13 protein-coding genes and 2 rRNA genes (1 of these 15 only partly in view) are annotated in these 20815 nt (G+C 54.1%); 8 read left to right on the top strand and 7 right to left on the bottom strand.

Going from position 1 to position 20815, the window contains the following annotated elements; all coding sequences use genetic code 11:
• Positions 1–11: 11 nt before the first annotated feature.
• The 3 genes from AC1MDT_RS13220 to amaB form a co-directional block, all read right to left on the bottom strand.
• Positions 12–1133 carry a branched-chain amino acid ABC transporter substrate-binding protein gene (locus tag AC1MDT_RS13220; protein ID WP_480422435.1) on the bottom strand — a complete coding sequence of 374 codons (1122 nt, stop codon included), beginning with the start codon at positions 1131–1133 and terminating at the stop codon, positions 12–14.
• A 168-nt stretch (positions 1134–1301) separates the two neighbouring features.
• Positions 1302–2588, bottom strand: coding sequence for an L-pipecolate oxidase (gene amaA / locus AC1MDT_RS13225; protein ID WP_480422779.1), 1287 nt, complete (start codon positions 2586–2588; stop codon positions 1302–1304).
• A gap of 552 nt (positions 2589–3140) precedes the next feature.
• Positions 3141–4631, bottom strand: coding sequence for an L-piperidine-6-carboxylate dehydrogenase (gene amaB / locus AC1MDT_RS13230; RefSeq protein ID WP_480422780.1), 1491 nt, complete (start codon positions 4629–4631; stop codon positions 3141–3143).
• Positions 4632–4774: 143 nt separating this feature from the next.
• On the opposite strand from amaB, the gene AC1MDT_RS13235 reads away from it, so the two are divergent.
• The 6 genes from AC1MDT_RS13235 (at position 4775) to lhpI (ending at position 14902) form a co-directional block, all read left to right on the top strand.
• Positions 4775–5680: a LysR substrate-binding domain-containing protein gene (locus AC1MDT_RS13235; RefSeq protein ID WP_480422436.1), complete on the top strand. Its 906-nt coding sequence runs from the start codon at positions 4775–4777 to the stop codon at positions 5678–5680.
• Positions 5681–5910: 230 nt separating this feature from the next.
• On the top strand, positions 5911–7161 hold the full coding sequence (locus AC1MDT_RS13240) for a 2-aminoadipate transaminase (protein ID WP_480422437.1): 1251 nt from the start codon (positions 5911–5913) through the stop codon (positions 7159–7161).
• Positions 7162–7165: 4 nt separating this feature from the next.
• Positions 7166–10222 (top strand): D-2-hydroxyglutarate dehydrogenase YdiJ, encoded by a 3057-nt coding sequence (ydiJ, locus tag AC1MDT_RS13245; RefSeq protein ID WP_480422438.1) that lies wholly within the window; start codon positions 7166–7168, stop codon positions 10220–10222.
• A 328-nt stretch (positions 10223–10550) separates the two neighbouring features.
• Positions 10551–11951, top strand: a complete 1401-nt coding sequence (gene hglS / locus AC1MDT_RS13250) for a 2-oxoadipate dioxygenase/decarboxylase HglS (RefSeq protein WP_480422439.1) — start codon at positions 10551–10553, stop codon at positions 11949–11951.
• A 123-nt stretch (positions 11952–12074) separates the two neighbouring features.
• The gene (locus AC1MDT_RS13255; RefSeq protein WP_480422440.1) at positions 12075–13754 is read left to right on the top strand and encodes a thiamine pyrophosphate-binding protein; all 1680 of its coding nucleotides are present in this window, start codon (positions 12075–12077) and stop codon (positions 13752–13754) included.
• Between the two features lie 179 nt (positions 13755–13933).
• Positions 13934–14902 carry a bifunctional Delta(1)-pyrroline-2-carboxylate/Delta(1)-piperideine-2-carboxylate reductase gene (gene lhpI / locus AC1MDT_RS13260; RefSeq protein WP_480422441.1) on the top strand — a complete coding sequence of 323 codons (969 nt, stop codon included), beginning with the start codon at positions 13934–13936 and terminating at the stop codon, positions 14900–14902.
• Positions 14903–15138: 236 nt separating this feature from the next.
• On the opposite strand, the gene AC1MDT_RS13265 is transcribed toward lhpI, so the two are convergent.
• Positions 15139–15894, bottom strand: coding sequence for a class II aldolase/adducin family protein (locus AC1MDT_RS13265; RefSeq protein WP_480422443.1), 756 nt, complete (start codon positions 15892–15894; stop codon positions 15139–15141).
• Positions 15895–16053: 159 nt separating this feature from the next.
• On the opposite strand from AC1MDT_RS13265, the gene AC1MDT_RS13270 reads away from it, so the two are divergent.
• Positions 16054–17013 (top strand): LysR family transcriptional regulator, encoded by a 960-nt coding sequence (locus tag AC1MDT_RS13270; protein WP_480422444.1) that lies wholly within the window; start codon positions 16054–16056, stop codon positions 17011–17013.
• A gap of 12 nt (positions 17014–17025) precedes the next feature.
• On the opposite strand, the gene mrdA is transcribed toward AC1MDT_RS13270, so the two are convergent.
• Positions 17026–18918 carry a penicillin-binding protein 2 gene (gene mrdA, locus AC1MDT_RS13275; RefSeq protein ID WP_480422445.1) on the bottom strand — a complete coding sequence of 631 codons (1893 nt, stop codon included), beginning with the start codon at positions 18916–18918 and terminating at the stop codon, positions 17026–17028.
• 487 nt (positions 18919–19405) lie between these two features.
• Here mrdA and AC1MDT_RS13280 point away from each other — a divergent pair, with 487 nt between their 5' ends.
• Positions 19406–19840 (top strand): hypothetical protein, encoded by a 435-nt coding sequence (locus tag AC1MDT_RS13280; RefSeq protein ID WP_480422446.1) that lies wholly within the window; start codon positions 19406–19408, stop codon positions 19838–19840.
• 154 nt (positions 19841–19994) lie between these two features.
• Here the strand turns inward: AC1MDT_RS13280 and rrf are convergent.
• Both rrf and AC1MDT_RS13290 read right to left on the bottom strand, forming a co-directional pair.
• A 5S ribosomal RNA gene (rrf, locus tag AC1MDT_RS13285) occupies positions 19995–20110 on the bottom strand.
• A gap of 173 nt (positions 20111–20283) precedes the next feature.
• Positions 20284–20815 (bottom strand): 23S ribosomal RNA (locus tag AC1MDT_RS13290) (it continues 2360 nt past the right edge of the window).

The following is a 20815-nucleotide window of genomic DNA, read 5'->3' on the forward strand; positions in this document are numbered from 1 at the left end:
ACTTGATAAAATCAAATCTGCTTATATTTACCAGCGGCATCCCAGCGATACATGACATAAGGGGACGTCTTCAGATCGCCCTTCTCATCCCATTCTTTACTGCCCATTACTGTGTCCACAGGATGGGATTTAATCCAGGCACCGGCTTTCTCGTTATCGGTACCGCCGGTGGCTTTATAGGCAGCAGCCAGTGTCTGCATAGCCGCATAAGAAAACAGTGTGTAACCTTCCGGCTCATAGCCCTTGTCGCGGAAACGCTTGACCGCTTCCTGCCCTTGCGGAAGGTTACGAGGATCGACCACAAAGCTCATCAGGACACCCTCGGTGTACTGTGCGCCACCGGCAGTGGTCACCAGTTCGTCTGTCACGATGCCATCGTCAGAGACAAACTTTGCCTTAAGCCCCTGTTCACGCATCTGTCGGACGAGCGGACCCGCTTCGGAGTGAAGCCCACCGAAATAGACAACTTCCGCCCCAGAGGCGCCGATCTTCGATACCAGCGAATTGAAATCTTTCTCGCCGCGCGTCAACCCTTCAAAAATCACCTCTTGGACACCACGCGCGTGCAGCTGATCACGAGTGGCCTGGGCCACGCCCTGACCGTAGGTATCCTTGTCGTGAATGATTGCGATCTTGGTGGCTTTCAAGACATCAACGATGTAGTTGCCCGCGACAACGCCCTGTTGGTCGTCACGACCACAAATCCGGAAAACAGTGGTGTAACCACGATCTGTCAACTTGGGATTGGTAGAACCCGGGGTGATCGAAATGACGCCGGCTTCCTCATAAACTTCCGTTGCCGGAATGCTGGAGGAAGAACAGAAGTGACCAATCACCGCGTTGACCTTATCGGAGTCAACCAGACGGTTAGCGACAGCGATAGCTTGCTTCGGCTCACAAGCATCATCAGCTTTTACCAGGACGATTTTTTCGCCGTTGATGCCACCCTTGGCGTTGATGTCCTCGGCGGCTTGGGAAGCGCCTCTCCAGAGTTGATCCCCGTAGGTGGCGTTAGCGCCGGTGTGGGGGCCGGCTACGCCGATTTTTATGTCGGCATAGACTTGAGTCGAAAGTCCCATGGCTGCTGTAAGCGCCAAGCCGAGAGCCTTGATTTTAAAATTATTGGTTTTCATGTCTTCCTCTCTTCTTGTTTTAACGAAAAACATCAATCTCATTAGATACATCATCTGTTTTCAACATCAAAACAGCTGCAACAAGTACTGAACTACAGGCAAAACAATCCACCACAACCATACTCAAACACGAGCACAGCGAAACACTCAAATGACAAGCACCCTGCTTTAAAGTATTACTCTCATGCACTGACCAGCATGATAAAGGGAGAACCCGCCTTCATATAGTGCACTTCGCAAGCCAGCCGTATAAAGCGGCTTCATGGCTGTAAACGGTAGCGGCAAGTCATCCGGCTTATCATTCATCAAGTAATCGGCCAATGCCTTGCCAATGACAGTACCCGTCGTATTTCCCCGCCCGTTATACCCAGTCACTGCAACAATCCCGGCAGCAGGTTCAAACAAACGCATTAAGTGATCAGGCGTGAAGTCAATGCATCCGGTCCAATGCATCTCCCACTCAATTTTGCCCAATTTTGGAAAATAGTGACCCTGGATTCGATCGGCCCAACTTTTAATAAACCAGGCGGGCTTGTTATCTGTACGGCCCATACTGCCGAGCAGCAACCGGCCCTCCGCATCTCGACGAATACTGCTTAACACCATGCGGGTGTCCCAAGAACCTTGGCCATGCTTCAAGACATTATCGGCCTCGGCTCCCACCAAAGGCGTCGACGCCACTTGGTAGTAGTAACCGCGGAAAAAATTCTTTTGCAGTTCGGACCAGTCACCTTCGGTGTAGGCACCCGTCGATATGACGATCTTGTCACAGGTCACGGCACCACCCGAAGTCTTGACCAACCAACCGCTGCCCTGTTTTTCCAATTGGGTGACAGCTGAACGCTCAAACAATCGTCCACCGAGGCGCTTTACTGCGTCAGCCAGCCCTGTGGTGTACCCCATTGGATTGATCGTTCCAGCTCGACGATCCAGCAATGCAGAGGAAATTTTATCGGTGCCACAATATTCCTGGCATAGAGCCCCGGTGAGCAATTCGACATCTGCACCTCGACGTTTCCACTGGTCATGGCGGGCTTGTAAGTCGGCAGCACCTGACGCGTTATGAGCCATATGAAGCGTGCCATCGTTACGAGCCTGGCACTCGATGCCCAGCCTTTTGATCGTGGAAAAAACCTGGCTTGGCGCCTCACCCAGAACCTTATTGAGACGGCTGCCTACCTTGGCTCCCAAGGTGGATTCAACGTCGTCAGGACGGATCCAGGTTCCCGCATTCACCAATCCAACGTTACGCCCCGAACCGCCGTTACCAATCTGATGCGCCTCAAGCAACGCTACACGCTTGCCTTTCTCAAGCAAGTTCAATGCAGCAGAGAGCCCCGTTATACCGCCTCCAATAATACAGACGTCGACTTTGACGCTGCTTGTCAGTGCAACAGGCGACACCTGTTTAGGCGTTATATGTTCCCAGAGACACTCTCTACGTAACTCAACCATATACATCAACCTCTCGACCGCTAACCCGCAGTGGAACACGTATGTTTATAGAACCAAGGGCTCAGGAAGAGCGAACTCATAACACTCACTCGAACCCCAAACATCAGATGTGAGCGTCGTCGATTCGTAAATAGAGGGGATCAGCGACTGACCGACCCAATAAATAGCGCCCAGAGACATAACAGCCACGAGCAAAATGCTAATACCCAGTGAAACTGACAATGTGCAGGTACCGAAAAAAAAGAGCTGCACCATTAAAACAAGGGTGATCATCAATAGCGTAGCCATTGTCATCCGGAAAGGAGCATTCGACTTCGTCACTTGCTTAGCGTCCCAAAGTCAGCCTCTCTTACAAGCATGATGACAGATTCAAATATCACAAACATGGCGCTGGCCTTTTTATTATTACTGCTTGTCAGCCAATTATTTAATTCAGGCGAGAACACGATGCCCCTCGCCCTATCACTGCTATTTAATGTTCTACAGTGACTAATTCTGTTCCAAAGACTGCACTTCCCACATCGATGGAAACCGATATGGGAAGCTACTTCATCAATCGAATACAATGCCCTGAGCCAGGGGCAGCTCGCGGGAATAGTTCACCGTATTAGTCTGACGACGCATGTAAGCCTTCCAGGAATCAGAACCGGATTCGCGCCCGCCACCGGTTTCTTTCTCGCCACCGAATGCTCCGCCGATTTCAGCGCCGCTGGTGCCAATGTTGACGTTGGCAATGCCGCAGTCACTGCCGGAAGCGCTTTGGAAACGCTCAGCTTCTCGTACGTCCAGGGTGAAAATGCAGGACGACAGGCCTTGAGGCACTTCGTTGTTCAGACGCAACGCTTGCTCGAACTCGTCGTATGTCAATACATAGAGAATCGGCGCGAATGTTTCGTGACGAACGACTTCCGATTGGCCAGGCATCTCAACAATGGCCGGTGCAACGTAATAAGCATTCGGATACTGGTCCTGCAATTGACGCTCACCACCAAACACCTGACCACCTTCGTCACGTGCCTTGCTCAGTGCACCCTGCATCGATTCGAAAGCGTGTTTATCAATCAGCGGTCCAATCAGATTGTCCTTACGTGGATCACCGATACGCACCTTGGCGTATGCAGCTTTCACTCGCGCGACAACCTCATCCTTGATCGAGCGATGCACGATCAAACGGCGCAAGGTAGTGCAACGCTGACCTGCTGTACCAACGGCGCTGAACAGGATGCCGCGCACGGCCAAATCAAGGTCAGCACTTGGCGCCAGGATCATCGCGTTATTGCCGCCGAGTTCCAGGATACTGCGACCGAAACGAGCAGCCACACGCGGACCCACTTCACGGCCCATACGAGTGCTACCGGTAGCACTAATCAAAGGGATACGCGGATCGTCGACAAGAACCTCGCCCGCCTCGCGATCACCGATGATCAGTTGGCTGAGCCCTTCAGGAGCCGCACCAAATATTTTCAGTGCTTGCTCAAACAACGCCTGACACGCCAATGCCGTCAGTGGAGTTTTTTCAGACGGTTTCCACAGCACGGAGTTACCGCAAACCAGTGCCAGGGAGGTGTTCCAGGCCCATACTGCGGCCGGGAAGTTAAAGGCACTGATAACGCCTACTACGCCCAGTGGCTGCCACGTTTCACGCATGTGGTGACCCGGGCGCTCAGACGCAATAGTCAAACCATACAATTGACGAGACAGTCCGACAGCGAAGTCGCAGATATCGATCATCTCCTGAACTTCACCCAGGCCTTCCTGGAAAATCTTGCCAGTCTCTACCGATACCAGCTCACCGAGCTGCTCTTTGTTTTTACGCAGGACTTCGCCGAACACCCGGACCAGTTCACCACGACGTGGTGCCGGTACGTCACGCCAGGCCAAAAAAGCCTGATGAGCGAGATCAATCTTCTGTGCAACGATTGCTTTGCTTTCCAAAGTGACAGAAGCAATCTGACTACCATCGATAGGTGTATGAATGGGATAGCCGCCATTCGTGAATGCAGCCTCAGAAACGCCAAGGCCTTTAAGCAGTCCATCAACCATTTTTTTCTCCTGCATCTGATGGTGGTTGAAATTATTGATCTGGGTCATTATTAATCTGAACCCACGCATCAACAAACGACGTTTCCTCAGCACATCATTCCCCAGGTGAATGAAGTTGATTGGCCGTCAGAAGTGAGAGAGACATGTCCAAACGCCTTACTCCCTCCATGGCAGCCCTTCAGTGCTTTGAGGCGGCAGCTCGTCATTTGAGTTTTACTCGAGCTGCCGAAGAGCTCCATTTGACCCAGAGCGCCGTGAGCAAACAGGTCGCTCAGCTAGAGGAAATGCTGAGACATCACCTCTTTCACCGCATACGCCGACGCCTGCAGCTGACACCTGCGGGAGAGCTCTATCTCGCTGAAGTCGATAAAATTTTGACTCAGGTTGATATATCTAGCCGGTACATACTTTCGTATGGCGGCGAAACCGAAGTCCTGCGAGTGGCCACCCAACCCACCTTTGGCGCACGTTGGCTGATACCCAATCTAAAAGGTTTCGGTAAGCGGTTTCCTAACATCCATCTGGACATCCGTAGCGAGCTGGAACCCTTTGATCTGCTTAAGGCAAAGGCTGACGTTGCCTTCTTTTTTGGTCAGGGATCCTGGCCAGGAGCCATCTGCACCAAGCTTTTCGAAGAAGATGTGGTGCCCGTTTGTTCACCGGATACTCTTGCGAACAGATCAATCAAGAGCGCGGCCGACCTGACTGATCTTGTACTCCTGCAATGCACGTCTCGCCCGGAAGCCTGGCACGAATGGTTTCTTGAGCAGGATTTGCATACGGAAAACAGCTATCACGGTCCACGCTTTGACACGTTTTATATGTGTATTCGCGCAGCCCAGGCAGGGTGCGGAGTCGCCCTGGTCCCGAAATTCCTGGTCAACGACGAGATTGCCGAGAAGAAGCTCGTGGTCGCTTGGGACTACTCTGTGCGAAGCACCGGGTCGCATTTCATGGCTTACGCGGAGCACTCCGCGGAGATACCGAAGGTCGGTAATTTTGTAGAATGGGTACTGCAGCAAGCCAAGCTCGGAAAGCACTCACTTTGAGACTTTGAGAGCTTAAGGAATGACACCTTAATTTTTTTTCGCTTGTCGCGCCCCTGCATTCCTCGCTTACATAGAAAAATATATCTATGCAGCCAGGACACCAAAATGCCAATGCGTGCCACAAAAAAGAGCCAATGGACGTCCCCGATTAGCGGGGAACTTTGCGTTTCACAACGCGAGAAAAACGGGAATGGAACCCTGTCAATTCAGGTTATGGAGAACGTGCCGTCATGACACAGTCCTTCATCAGCGAGTCTATCGCCGTCGTCCATCCCATCACGCTGAGCCACGGTATCAACGCTCAAGTCTGGGACACTGAAGGCAAGCGCTACATCGATTTCGTAGGCGGGATTGGCGTTCTGAACCTGGGTCATTGCCATCCTCAAGTGGTTGAGGCCGTGTGCAACCAGGCCTCAAAACTGACGCACTACGCCTTCAATGCGGCCCCTCATGCGCCCTATAAGCAAGTGATGGAGCGCCTGGCCAAGTTCATTCCTGTCTCCTACCCGGTCAGTGGCATGCTGACCAACAGTGGCGCCGAGGCGGCAGAGAATGCGCTGAAAATCGTACGCGCTGCCACAGGCCGTACCGCGGTCATTGCATTCGATGGCGGCTTTCATGGGCGAACCCTGGCCACCCTGAATCTCAATGGCAAAGTCGCGCCGTACAAGCAGCGAGTGGGCATCTTGCCTGGCCCTGTTTACCACCTGCCCTACCCAAGCAAGGACACCGGCGTTACGACACAAGAAGCGCTCAAAGCAATGGATCGCCTGTTCAGCGTCGAGATCGACGTTAATGAAGTTGCCTGCTTCATTCTGGAACCGGTACAAGGCGAAGGCGGCTTCCTGGCCCTCGACCCTCAATTTGCCCAAACATTGCGCAAGTTCTGCGACGAAAACGGCATCTTGCTGATTGTCGATGAAATCCAGTCAGGATTCGGTCGCACCGGTGAGCGCTTTGCATTTACACGCTTGGGCATCGAACCGGATTTGATACTTCTGGGTAAAAGCATCGCTGGCGGCCTGCCACTCGGTGCGGTGGTGGGCAAGAAACCCTTGCTCGACACCCTGCCCAAAGGCGGTCTGGGAGGCACCTACTCGGGCAACCCGATTGCCTGCGCAGCGGCACTCGCCACTCTGGATGAAATGACGGACGCGAATCTTTCTTCCTGGGGCGAAAATCAGGAAAAGGCAATTGTCAGCCGCTATCTGACATGGCAGAAAAATAAGCTTTCCCCTTATCTCGGAAGATTGACCGGTGTGGGTGCCATGAGGGGGATTGAGCTGATCACTCCTGAAGGATTGCCAGCCACTTCGGTGCTGACACAGCTGCTTGAGAGCGCCAGGCAAAACGGTCTGCTGTTGATGCCTAGCGGTAAATCCCGTCACATCATTCGACTGCTCCCACCACTGACTATCGAACCTGAAATCTTGAACGAAGGTCTCGACATTTTCGAGAGCTGCCTGGCTGGAATTCGTTAAACACATGATCGCCCAGATTGCTGCACCGGTAGAACTGACCAAGATCTACCGTACTTTCCTGGATTCGCTCAGTGCGCAAGGATTCAAGGGAGAAATAACCCCTGACCATGCCAACCGCACGGTACTCGCGACCGACAACTCGATCTATCAGCGCCTGCCACAAGCGGCGCTGTTCCCCTGTGATGTCGATGACATCCAAATACTGACGAGACTTGTTGCGCAGAAAGAATTTCGGCAAATCGTTATTACCCCGCGCGGCGGAGGTACTGGCACCAACGGGCAATCCTTAACGCACGGCCTGGTCGTGGATTTGTCAAAACATCTAAACCGGATTCTTGAAATCAACGTCGAAGAACGTTGGGTTCGTGTTCAGGCGGGTGTTGTCAAAGACCAGCTCAATGTCGCATTGAAGCCACATGGATTGTTCTTTGCTCCTGAGCTTTCGACCTCCAACAGGGCCACCATAGGCGGCATGATCAATACCGATGCCAGCGGGCAAGGCAGCTGCACGTATGGCAAAACCAGAGATCATGTCCTGGAGCTCAAGAGCATACTCATGGGTGGCCATCCGCTAAATAGCAGGCCACTCAATGACATCGAACTGCAACAGTTCAGCGGTGAACCGGGCATCATCGGTGAGGTGCATCGATGCGTAACAGCCATTCACTCGGAACACCGAGAGCTGATTGACCAGACCTTCCCAAAGCTCAATCGATGCTTGACTGGATATGATTTGGCGCATATCCGTGACGAGCGTGGCCAGGTCAACCTGAACAACATTTTATGCGGCTCTGAAGGATCGCTCGGCTTCGTCGTAGAGGCCAAACTCAACGTTTTACCGATCCCGAAGCATTCCATATTGATCAATGTTTCGTACGCAAGCTTCATGGAAGCCTTGCGTGATGCTCGAGCGTTGATGGCGCTCAAACCACTATCGATTGAGACCGTGGACTCCAAAGTATTGGGCTTGGCGATGCAGGACATTGTTTGGCATGACGTGGCCGAATATTTTCCTCACAACGAGAGCCGCCCAACGCTAGGCATCAATCTGATCGAATTCAGCGGCGATGATCTCGCATCGCTGGACGTCATCGTCAACGAATTCCTTGCACATCTATCGTCCGACAAAAGCGTTGAGCGTATCGGCCATACACTCGCCAAGGGGGCGCAGGCCGTTTCTCGGGTTTACTCGATGCGTAAGCGAGCAGTCGGGCTGCTTGGAAACGTCAAAGGTGAGGTTCGCCCTCAACCCTTTGTAGAGGACACTGCGGTACCACCAGAACATCTGCCGGACTTCATTGCCGAGTTTCGGGCACTGCTCGACTCACACAACCTGCAATATGGAATGTTCGGACATGTCGATGCCGGCGTACTCCATGTACGACCCGCTCTCGATATGAAAGACCCGATCCAGGCCTCCCTTGTACGAACAATCTCTGACGGTGTGGCGCAACTGACCCACAAGTACGGCGGTTTGTTATGGGGTGAGCACGGTAAAGGCGTTCGGTCAGAATATGCGCCCAAATTTTTCGGCAAACTCTATCCGGCGCTGCAACAGCTAAAGGCAGCCTTCGACCCGCACAATCAACTCAATCCAGGAAAAATCGCCACGCCGCTGAATAGCGATGAACAACTGTTGAAGATTGATGAAGTGCCCATGCGAGGTGAATACGACCGGCAAATCGATGAGCGCGTCTGGCAAAGCTATGAAAGTGCCGTGCACTGCAACGGCAACGGCGCCTGCTATAACTTCGATCCAAACGATGCAATGTGCCCATCCTGGAAAGCCACGCGGGAACGGGTCCACTCACCAAAAGGGCGCGCATCCCTGATTCGTGAATGGCTGAGAATCCAGGGTAATGCCGGCATTGACGTTCTTGGCGTTGCGCAGCGTGCCCGGGACACAAACGCTTTCACCAGCCTATTTAGAAAGCTGAAGGCCAGCCTCACCTCGCGAAACACCGATGAGGATTTTTCTCATCAGGTTTTCGACGCAATGTCGGGCTGTCTGGCCTGTAAGTCTTGCGCCGGTCAGTGCCCTGTAAAGGTAAACGTACCCGAGTTCCGATCGCGCTTTTTGGAGCTTTACCATACCCGCTTCTTCCGCCCTCTCAAGGACTACTTGATTGGATCCCTGGAGTTCACGATCCCGTATTTTGCAAGAGTGCCTTGGCTCTATAACGCCCTTATGAGTGCGAAGCCAATCAGCCTGTTCCTGAAGAAATACGGCGGGATGGTAGATAGCCCATTGCTCAGCAACATCAGCCTCTCTATTGCACTCAAAAAAGCAAAGGTTAAAGTTGCTACGCCTCAAATACTGACGTCTCTCTCTGATAGCGAGCGCAAGCGCAGCGTCATCCTGGTGCAGGACGCCTTTACCCGATATTTCGAGACCCAAGTGGTGTCCGACTGGATCGAGCTGATTTCCAGGATCGGCTACCACATCTACCTGGCGCCATTTTCCCCAAACGGAAAGCCGCTCCAAATATTGGGCTTTCTGGGCGCGTTCGAAAAAACAGCTCGGAAAAGCTCAGCCAAGCTGAGTGAACTCAGCAATTTCGGGATTCCATTGGTAGGACTGGATCCGGCGATGACACTTGTGTACCGCCAGGAGTATTCGAAACTATCGGCTGATAGCCCCTGCCCCATGGTCTTTCTGCCACAGGAATGGCTGGCCAAAATTTTCGAGGTTGGATCGCCGGTCATAAACAACCGCGCCCCTTCCCCGGCGCCCTACAAGTTGATGGCTCATTGCACCGAAAAAACAAATACGCCTGCAAGCACTGCACTTTGGCAGCCTGTATTTGAAAAGTTCGGCCTGACGCTCACTGTCGTAGCCACAGGTTGCTGCGGAATGTCCGGCACCTATGGCCATGAAGATAGAAACTACGAGACCTCAAAGAAGATCTACGGATTATCCTGGCAACCGATTGTTGAACAACACAAAGCCAGCGGTACGCTTCTGGCCAACGGCTATTCTTGCCGCAGCCAAGTGAAGCGATTTGGGGGCGAACAAATCAATCATCCTATTCAAGCACTCCTCGCCCATATGAAATCCTGAAACAACTGCGAGGCGCTTCTCAATCGCAGCCCTTCAAACCCGCACCCTTCGCTTTGCAATGATTGCACGGCGGCCCTGCATTTAATTCCTGACTTCATTAGCGACAGGAATGCTTATGCAGAGCCGCCGGCGGTTACCCGCGCCAATATCAGACACCTATAGCCTCCCGTTGATCTTCCACTTAAATTCATTAGCTCAAGGAATGAAGTGCTGAGGATTCTTCGTTTGTGCAGCGCCCCAATAGTGCGCAAAAATTTCTGATATGCACTCAATGTTTTGAGCTCGAAAGCCCATGCCACATGTAGATATCCAGCAAGGAGTTCTTTTGATGAACACCCCAGGTTTCGTCAGTCCGGACGAAATTCGCACCCGGTTTTCTCGCGCCATGTCCGACATGTACAAGGACGAGGTACCGCTCTACGGCACGCTCATGGAACTGGTCTCGCAGACCAACCAACAGGTGTTGACGTCGAACAAAGCTGTTGCGGATTATCTGAACCGTACAGGCGAGATTGAGCGTTTAGACATGGAGCGCCACGGCGCCATCCGCGTCGGCACGCCCGAAGAGCTGGCAACAATTGCTCGGCTATTTGCCGTTATGGGCATGCAACCGGTCGGATACTACGACCTCACCACCGCCGGCGTCCCAGTGCACTCCACGGCATTTCGCGCCGTGCATGAGAAATCGCTGCAGGCCAGCCCATTCCGCGTCTTCACCTCCCTACTGCGCCTGGACCTAATCGAAAACCAGGAACTGCGTGATCTGGTACAGACGATTCTGGATAAACGTCAGATTTTCACACCGAAGGCTTTGGCGCTGATCGAGAAATTCGAAGCCAATGGCGCTCTCAATGCCAAGGACGCCGAGGACTTTATTCAGCAGGCCTTGGAGACGTTCCGCTGGCACCGGGAAGCGACGGTGACTGCTGAAGAATATCAGCGCCTGCACGACCAGCATCGACTGATCGCCGATGTTGTGGCGTTCAAAGGCCCGCATATCAACCACCTCACCCCTCGGACTCTGGACATCGACCAGATTCAGCAGGGCATGCCCGATAAAGGCATCACGCCAAAAGCGGTCATCGAAGGCCCCCCGCGCCGCGAGTGCCCTATCCTGCTGCGCCAAACCAGCTTCAAAGCACTTCAGGAAACCGTTGCTTTCACCGATAAAAACAACAACGCTTCCGGTAGCCATACCGCTCGTTTTGGTGAGATCGAACAGCGCGGGGCAGCGCTGACACCAAAAGGCCGCGCCCTGTACGACACCCTGCTAAATGCCGCTCGGGCCGAGCTGGGTGAGTTCCCCAACGAAGCTAACGCTGAGCGCTACTCTGCGCTACTGGAACAGCACTTCAAGGAATTCCCGGATGACTACGCCGATCTGCGCAAGCAGGGACTGGTCTATTTCCGCTACTTCCCGTCACCGCTGGGCATTGCATCGCGTAGCAATGCCTACCGGCCGAACTCTCGGGAAGAACTGATTGCTCAAGGACATATTCATTACGAGCCGCTGGTGTATGAAGATTTCCTCCCCGTCAGCGCAGCAGGGATCTTTCAGTCCAACCTGGGTGATGAATCGCAAAACCACTACGCCGGCAGCTCCAACCAGGTGGAGTTTGAGAAGGCCTTGGGCTGCAAGGTGATCAACGAACTCACTCTGTACGCCGATACCCAACGCCGCTCCTTGCTCGAATGCTCAACTACTCTGGTGGTCTCACCCCTCGTCTAGTGGGCGGCTGCACAACGGCAAACAGCGCTTTGCCGTTGCTCTTCTAAATTGATCGGATCGGCACCTGTCTGCCATTGAACGACTCAACGCTTCACATCACCCCATTCGACTCAGGAGATAACAATGAATAAAAACATTTCTCGTCGTAGCGGAGGTCAGATTTTGGTGGATGCGTTGCGCATCCATGGTGTCAAAAGAGCCTTTTGTGTGCCTGGCGAAAGTTACCTGGCCGTCCTCGATGCGCTGCATGACGTGCGCGAAGAAATCGATCTGGTCGTCTGCCGCCAGGAAGGCGGTGCAGCCTATATGGCAGAAGCCTATGGCAAGCTCACCGGAGAGCCGGGCATCTGCTTCGTGACCCGAGGCCCTGGCGCGACAAACGCTTCTGTTGGCGTTCACACCGCGTTCCAAGACTCATCACCCATGATTCTGTTCATCGGCCAAGTCGCTCGTGATCAACAGTACCGCGAAGCTTTTCAGGAAGTTGATTTCCGCCAGATGTTTGGCCCTCTCGCGAAATGGGTCGTACAAATAGATGACACCCGTAGAATTCCCGAGCTGATAAGTCAGGCATTCCATCGAGCGGTCAACGGCAGACCCGGGCCTGTAGTGGTCGCCCTGCCGGAAGACATGTTGACCGAGATAGCGGAAGTCACTGATGCAGGGCCGTTCAAACGAGTCGTGATGACACCGGCAGTCGAGCAAATGGCAGCAATGGAGCAACTGCTTCAGCAATCTGAGCGTCCATTGATGGTGCTGGGAGGCAGCGGTTGGGATACCGAGTCAGTACACAACATTCAGTGTTTTGCTGAACAGCAAAACCTCCCGGTGGCGGCCTCCTTCCGCTGCCAGGATCTGTTCGACAATCGTCACCCCAACTACGCCGGCGACCTTGGGTTCGCGGCGTCAGCCCAACTGACCGCAGCGGTGAAAGAGGCTGATCTACTGCTGGTGGTTGGCTCCAGAATGGGGGAAGTGTCGACGGGTGGATACGCAGCATTGGACATCCCCGTCCCCAAACAAACCCTGATCCATGTCCACCAGGGTATTGAGGAACTGGGTCGGGTGTACCAGCCGACACTGGCTATCAACAGCAGTATGTCGAGTTTCGCAACAGGGGCAGCGAAGCTGACACCCGACACGTCTCAACGACACAGTGAATGGACGCGTTCACTGAATGAAAACTATCAACGCAACCTGCAATGCCCTACCTCTCCAGGCGATGTTCAACTGGCCGAAATCATCAACTGGCTAAATCGGCGACTTCCCGATGACACCATTCTTACCAATGGCGCTGGCAACTATGCCGTATGGCTTCAACGCTTTTATCAGTTCCGCCATTACCGCACTCAGCTAGGACCTACCAACGGCTCTATGGGTTATGGCGTCCCCGCTGCGGTGGCCGCCAAACTGACGTGCCCGGACCGACTGGTGGTTTCATTTTCCGGGGATGGCTGCTTCTTGATGAACGGCCAGGAACTGGCAACCGCCGCTCAATATGGCGCCAATGTGATCTTTATTGTGATCAACAACGGTATGTACGGAACCATCAGAATGCACCAGGAACGCAACTATCCTGGACGGGTTTCAGGAACCGAATTGCATAACCCGGATTTCTCGGCACTTGCACGGGCTTATGGGCTCCACGGCGAAGTCGTCGCCCACACCAGCGAGTTCGCACCCGCCTTCGAACGCTGCGTGAAAGCATCCGGTGCTTCGTTGATTGAAGTCAGGATCGATCCTGAGGCCCTGACACCACGGATGAGCCTGACGCAAATCCGAGAACAATCACGCAAACAGTAATTGGCAGTCAGTGCCCTCTGACGGGGGCGCCTGCCCATCAACTTTCAAGACGCCTTCTATTGCGGACAAGCGCTGTTGCGCTTGCCCTTTACAACTTATTGCCCTGAGAACAACCGATTCACTGCCGCTCCGCTCCCACGGCATGAGTCATTACAACTAAACCTGTCGAGACATCACCCATGTATTTAGACGTTCAGAAAGTCGCCGCCGCCCTCCCTTGGCCCGCTTTGATCGATTCGTTGTCGCACATCTTCACTCAGCCTGTGCATTCGCCCGTGCGTCATCACCATCGTATTGACTTGCCGGATGCGCCCGCCGCGATGATGTTGTTGATGCCGGCCTGGATCGAAGGGCAATACCTTGGGGTGAAGCAGGTCAATGTGTTTCCTGGCAATAACGCTTTAGGCCTGCCGGCCTTGAGCAGCAACTATCTGCTCAGCTGCGGCAAGACAGGCCAGCCTCTGGCCCAGCTTGAGGGAAATGAACTGACCGCACGCCGCACTGCCGCAGCGTCCGCATTAGCTTCCCGATATTTGTCACGTCCAGATGCCAGTCGACTATTGATGGTCGGTAGTGGGCGCATGGCACGCTATCTGGTACCCGCCCATTGCTCGGTGCGCAATATCAAACAGGTGACGGTAACCGATCTTTCCCTGGCTTCGGCGCAGAAATTTGCCGAAGAACTTCGCAGCACCGGCCTGCAGGCAGACGCCATCAGCCTGGATCAGCTGGAGCAGGCCACCCGCAATGCGGACATCATCAGTTGCGCCACGCTTTCCAACGAACCGCTGATTTATGGGGAATGGTTGCAACCGGGCGTGCATCTGGATCTGGTTGGCAGTTTTACGCCGACCATGCGCGAAGCCGATGACGTGGCCGTTCAACGTTGCGACGTCTTCGTCGACACCCGCGCCGGTGCCTTGGCGGAATCCGGCGACCTGATCATTCCAATGAGCAATGGCAGCCTGGCCACCAGCGACATCCTGGCTGAATTCACTGAGCTGTGCGCAGGCACCCACAGAGGTCGAGCGCAACTGGAGAATCCTGACCGCGCCATGACCTTGTTCAAATCCGTAGGCGCGTCCATTGAGGACCTCGCTGCGGCGATTCTCGCCTATGAACGTGTATCAGCCCATCAGAACTCCTGACGATAAACACAGGCTGTTGAAGCTGATAAAAAGCAGACCCACCCTGCCGATGGCAATTTGACCGAGGGAGGGTTGCAAATCTTGCATCTGATTACCCGTGTTCTCCTGCTTTAACGCTGAATAGGAGCAGTTGAACACCTGGGTCAGTTATTAACCGGCAGGACAACCGTTACTGGATCAGCTTTCGGTCAGCGGCTTGAGCAACAGGGTGTCATGGGACAGCAGAACCACGGTGTTCATGACAAATAGGACTCTCGCTGGGATTCGATCAAGGTCAGAGCTGCCTCCCAGGCCAGATCGATAATGTTGTCCTGCTCATCACGGTCAAACTGCTCGGCGGTGTGTGCGCAGACTTCCGGCGATGGGTAAAGCAGCTCGCCCCCCCCAGCCAATGCCTGGACCTGCGCCTGACAGGCACGCTCCAGAAAGTGAATCTCCTGGAACGCCTGGGCCACGCCGGAACCACCGACCAACAGCCCATGATTGCGCAGGATCATCGCCCGGTGCGGTCCGAGATCGGCGATCAACCGCTCGCGCTCATCCAGCGACAGCGCAATGCCTTCATAGGTGTGATATGCCAATTTGCCGTAGAACTTCAGCGCGTGCTGACTGATCGGCAGCAAGCCTTGCTTCTGCGCGGCGACCGCCATGCCGGCGGCGGTGTGAGTATGGATGACGCAGTTCAGGTCCGGGCGGGCCATGTGAATCGCCGAATGGATGACGAAGCCTGCGGCGTTGACCCGATGCCCCTCATAAGCAGAATCGACCACTCGCCCTTCTTGATCGATGCGCACCAGGTCCGAGGCGCGCATGCGGTCGAAAATCACCCCGTAGCGATTGATCAGAAAGTGATGCTCTGGTCCAGGAATCCGCAGGGTGATGTGTGTGTCGATCAAGTCGGTCATGCGAAAGTGTGCGACCAGTCGATACAGCGCAGCCAGTTCGCAACGGGCTTGCCATTCAACCGGGCCCATGTGTTCAGGTTTACTCACGAATATACCTCTTTAGGAGCGTGGGTGAAGAGCGCGTTACTGAAGGCCATTTACGGGAGCACTCTGTGGCGCTTGTGGGCTTTATCGCTTCCGTGGCAGGATTAGTCAATTTTCAAATTCTTATCTTTACTATTAGCTACGCTACTACATAGGAATTTTATGTCCTCCAACTCCAATCCCTGGGTCGGTCGCCGCTTTCTGAATGACCGCCTCGACTGGAACCTACTGCGCACGTATCTGGTGATTGGCCAGGAAGGCAGCATGAGTCGCGCCGCTGCGCGCCTGCATATCACCCAGTCGGCGGTCAGTCAGGCCCTGAAAAGGCTGGAAGAACAGTTGGAATGTGTGTTGATTGCCCGTAGCGGACGGCGGTTTGATCTGACGGAAACCGGAGAAGAAGTCCTGCGCATTGCGGCCGATATTTACGGTGATATTTCGCGCTTGGGCACGGTGGTGGAAAGTCGCCACGACGACGTGGTGGGCAAGATTCGCATCCTCACCGTTAGCGGCGTACAGGCGCGGCACTACGATGAATTCCTCGCCGATTTCCATGAAACCCACCCGAAAATCGAGCTGGAAATCGAAGTGATGGGCAGCTCGAACATCATCAGCTCGCTACTGCAAAAGACGGCGACCATTGGCGTTGGTTTGTGTCGTTTACCTCAACCGCGCCTGGAGCAACGAGTACTGTTTCGCGAGACCTATGCGTACTTTTGCAGCCAGCGTCATCGGCTGTTCGGACAAAAGAATCTGACCCTCCAACAGCTCGCCGCAGAGAACTTCGTCAGCTTTACCAGTGACCAACTCGGGGGCAACCTTTCACCGCTGACACTGTTTCGCGACCAGCAAGGCTTTACCGGCAAAATAGTAGCAACATCGACCAGTTTCGAAGAAATTTACCGTTTAATCTGCGCAGGATTTGGCATTGGCTGCCTGCCTACCCACTTGGTACATCGGGATGTCGAGCAAGGTTTGCTCTGGCGTTTGCCACCGGAGGATGGGGTCGTGGATTTCGATATCCACCTGTTGTGGAATCGCGAGCAGAAAATGAGCCAGGCCGAAACCGTGTTCCTCGAAAGCTTCCAGCACATGCTCAGCATTCGTGAGCCTGTGCTGTGAAGCCTTGATCACTTAAACGTGGGGATCGCCAGGCGGTTTACTCGGCGTGGCGTATTGGGGCTTCAGGTGACCGTCCTGATCAAGTAACCAGGCGTCCATGATCTGACGCACCACGGGACCGGCAACGCGACCGCCGGCCTCGCCGTTTTCAATCATCACCGAGATGACGATCTTCGGGTGCTCAGCCGGGGCAAACCCGACGAACAAAGCGTTATCACGGTTTCGTTCCAGGGTTTTCGCCCGGTTATAGCGCTCACCCTGCTTGATTGCCACCACTTGGGCAGTACCACTCTTGCCGGCGATACGGTATTGAGCCCCAACCGCCGCCGCCCGGGCGATCCCGCGAGCGTCATGCATCACCATCTGCATACCGTGGTTGACCTGATCCCAGTCATGCGGGTTCTTGAGCAGAATATTCGGCATCGGATGCTCGTCTACCGGTGCGACTCCATCAACGGTTTTAGCCAGGTGCGGTCGATTCCAAACACCCTTGTTGGCGATCAGCGCCGTGGCCTGGGCCAGTTGCAGCGGTGTGACCTGCATATAACCCTGGCCGATGCCAAGGATCACCGTCTCGCCGGGGAACCAGGCCTGACGGTGGGTGGCGCGTTTCCAGGCCTGGGAAGGCATCAACCCGGCAGCCTCTTCAAACATGTCAAGCGAGACCTTCTCGCCAAGGCCGAACATCGCCATGTAATCGTGCAATCGATCAATACCAAGCTTGTGGGCGAGGTCGTAGAAGTAGGTGTCATTGGAGCGCATGATCGCCGCGTCCATATCTACCCAACCGTCGCCGCTGTGGTTCCAGTTTCGATATTTGTGATCGTAGTCCGGGAGTTGGTAATAACCTGGGTCGAAGACGCGGGTCTGCGGGGTGACCACGCCAGCGTCCAGGCCAGCAATGGCCACCTCCGGCTTGATGGTCGAACCCGGCGCATAGAGGCCGCGCAGCACACGGTTGAACAGCGGCCGGTCGATGGAGTCGTGCAGCGCTGCGTATTCCTTGAAGCTGATGCCGGTGACGAACAGGTTCGGGTCGAAGCTGGGCTTGCTGACCATGGCCAGCACTTCGCCGGTCGACGGATCGAGGGCGACCACCGAACCACGTCGATCACCCAGAGCATCTTCGGCAGCCTCTTGAAGTTTGACGTCGAGGCTAAGCACGATGTTTTTGCCGGGGATAGGATCGGTGTGCTTGAGCACTCGCAGCACTCGTCCCTGGGCATTGGTCTCTACTTCTTCGTACCCAACCTGGCCATGCAACTGAGCCTCGTAAAATTTTTCGATACCGGTCTTGCCAATGGATTGGGTGCCACGGTATTCCACCGTATCCAGGGCTTTGGATTCTTTCTCGTTGATACGTCCGACGTAGCCGATCGAATGCGCAAAATGCGCACCCAACGGGTAGTGGCGGACAAATTGTGGTTCAACATCGATTCCCGGCAGACGGAACTCATTGACTGCCAGTACCGCGATCTGTTCTTCGGTGAGCTCATAGAACAAGGTCACCGGCACGAACGGATGCCGCGCCTGCTTCATCGCCTTGTCGAACAGGGTGCGGTCGTCAGCCGGCAAGTGCAGGAGATTGACTACCTCATCCAGCTCCTCTTTGACATTGGTAGCGCGTTCGCGGGTGATGGTCAGGTTGAAGCTGGGGCGGTTATCCGCCAGAACCACGCCGTTGCGGTCATAGATCAGCCCTCGGGTGGGGGTGATCGGCAGGACATGGACGCGATTGTTTTCGGAGATTGTGGAGTGGTAATCAAACTCCACCACCTGCAGCACATACATGCGCACCACCAGTGCGCAGGAAATCGCAACGACGAACAAGGCGCAGGCTATTAGTCGCTTGTTGACCAGGCGCTTCTCGTTCTCGTGGTCCTTGATCGGTATTGGTTCAGGCATTTCTGCAGCAGCTCTATGACTATAAAAGGGGTGCCGATCCATCAGCCTGAAATCAGTCCATAAAAAAACGAGCTGCACCATACCAAAAACTACAGGATCGCTTTAGTGCGATTTCCTATAAGGGCTGTCCTTGAGGGCCAAAACGACGGTCGGCTTCTTATGAGTCGTGCGTTGTACTCAAGAGTTACATGCAATTCATGCATTTTTCTTACTGGTTGATCGACGTCACTGTCCTTATCGGAACACCCTATACGCCAGTAAAACTCCTAACCACGGAGAGACGAGCGTACGGTTTTGTTCTGGGCCTGGACATGCTGAAGGCGAGCGTCGTCAAACTGGAAAGCCTGTTTGGGGCAACGAAATTTAGCCGCGGGCAATTCCGGATTCGTCGATCGGATATGTCCCCGGTCTGATTTTTCTCGTACAAGCCATTGGCCTCTATAGATGAGCTACCCTAGCTAAACCGTATTTTTCCCAGGAGAAAGTCATGCCGCGATTGGTTAAACCGTCGGATTATGTACTCCAGGCTGTGATGGATAAAAAGGTTTATATCCTTCCTTGGGAACGACGACTTTGCCCGGGCAATCCTACGGATGAACCCGAGCAGGGGGCTCTGCTCTACAACAAATACATTCTGAATTTCATACATGGTGTAACACCGCGACCACCTGGCGAACGGGTGACCGAAATTGCGCAATGGTGTCTGGCAATGGCCGGAGAGCCTGCCAGGGCCTTGGCAGACGATTTGTCTGCAGCCTATCTGAGCCGATACAGTTTTTTGCTCGCTGAATTATCAAAATATGATGATGAATCGAAAGAATTCCGGGGGCATCTGGCGCTTTGGTCTGACGAGATCAAAAAACTGCCAGCCAACCTGGTGATGGCTTTGCGCGCTCGGGCGGCAGGCCTCTTGTTACGCTGACGCTTGTTGGTTAGCGAAAAAAAGGAGCAGACCCACGATTAGTCAGGTATCGACCTGCTCACTCGTGCGCCGACCGAGGATTGCATGTGCGAACTTTCCTGCGGGCAAAACAAAACCCCTACCTGCATACGCAGATAGGGGTTTCGGAATTTAATCTTGACGATGACCTACTCTCACATGGGGAAACCCCACACTACCATCGGCGATGCATCGTTTCACTGCTGAGTTCGGGATGGGATCAGGTGGTTCCAATGCTCTATGGTCGTCAAGAAATTCGGTAGCCAGGTCGTTCACCTTTCGGTTTACGCTCCAGCGAATGGGTAGGTGATAGAGCTTGGTGCTTTGTGAGCAGCTCGAACTTTCGGTTCGTTTCGTCTTCACACACCGCAATCTGGTGCTCTTTCGCTTTTCAGCTCGAAGCCTGCAAATTGCTTGGGTGTTATATGGTCAAGCCTCACGGGCAATTAGTATTGGTTAGCTCAACGCCTCACAGCGCTTACACACCCAACCTATCAACGTCGTAGTCTTCGACGGCCCTTCAGGGGACTCAAGGTCCCAGTGAGATCTCATCTTGAGGCTAGTTTCCCGCTTAGATGCTTTCAGCGGTTATCTATTCCGAACATAGCTACCCGGCAATGCCACTGGCGTGACAACCGGAACACCAGAGGTTCGTCCACTCCGGTCCTCTCGTACTAGGAGCAGCCCCTCTCAAATCTCAAACGTCCACGGCAGATAGGGACCGAACTGTCTCACGACGTTCTAAACCCAGCTCGCGTACCACTTTAAATGGCGAACAGCCATACCCTTGGGACCGGCTTCAGCCCCAGGATGTGATGAGCCGACATCGAGGTGCCAAACACCGCCGTCGATATGAACTCTTGGGCGGTATCAGCCTGTTATCCCCGGAGTACCTTTTATCCGTTGAGCGATGGCCCTTCCATACAGAACCACCGGATCACTAAGACCTACTTTCGT

It is taken from the genome of Pseudomonas sp. ASL7 (assembly GCF_056680375.1).

Bases quoted from the DNA above. Each gene is read 5' to 3' on its own strand.
- amaA (WP_480422779.1), bottom strand. From the start codon at position 2,588: ATGGTTGAGTTACGTAGAGAGTGTCTCTGGGAACATATAACGCCTAAA.
- AC1MDT_RS13280 (WP_480422446.1), top strand. From the start codon at position 19,406: ATGCCGCGATTGGTTAAACCGTCGGATTATGTACTCCAGGCTGTGATG.
- hglS (WP_480422439.1), top strand. From the start codon at position 10,551: ATGAACACCCCAGGTTTCGTCAGTCCGGACGAAATTCGCACCCGGTTT.
- AC1MDT_RS13270 (WP_480422444.1), top strand. From the start codon at position 16,054: ATGTCCTCCAACTCCAATCCCTGGGTCGGTCGCCGCTTTCTGAATGAC.
- ydiJ (WP_480422438.1), top strand. From the start codon at position 7,166: ATGATCGCCCAGATTGCTGCACCGGTAGAACTGACCAAGATCTACCGT.
- mrdA (WP_480422445.1), bottom strand. From the start codon at position 18,918: ATGCCTGAACCAATACCGATCAAGGACCACGAGAACGAGAAGCGCCTG.
- AC1MDT_RS13220 (WP_480422435.1), bottom strand. From the start codon at position 1,133: ATGAAAACCAATAATTTTAAAATCAAGGCTCTCGGCTTGGCGCTTACA.
- AC1MDT_RS13235 (WP_480422436.1), top strand. From the start codon at position 4,775: ATGTCCAAACGCCTTACTCCCTCCATGGCAGCCCTTCAGTGCTTTGAG.
- lhpI (WP_480422441.1), top strand. From the start codon at position 13,934: ATGTATTTAGACGTTCAGAAAGTCGCCGCCGCCCTCCCTTGGCCCGCT.
- AC1MDT_RS13240 (WP_480422437.1), top strand. From the start codon at position 5,911: ATGACACAGTCCTTCATCAGCGAGTCTATCGCCGTCGTCCATCCCATC.
- amaB (WP_480422780.1), bottom strand. From the start codon at position 4,631: ATGGTTGATGGACTGCTTAAAGGCCTTGGCGTTTCTGAGGCTGCATTC.
- AC1MDT_RS13255 (WP_480422440.1), top strand. From the start codon at position 12,075: ATGAATAAAAACATTTCTCGTCGTAGCGGAGGTCAGATTTTGGTGGAT.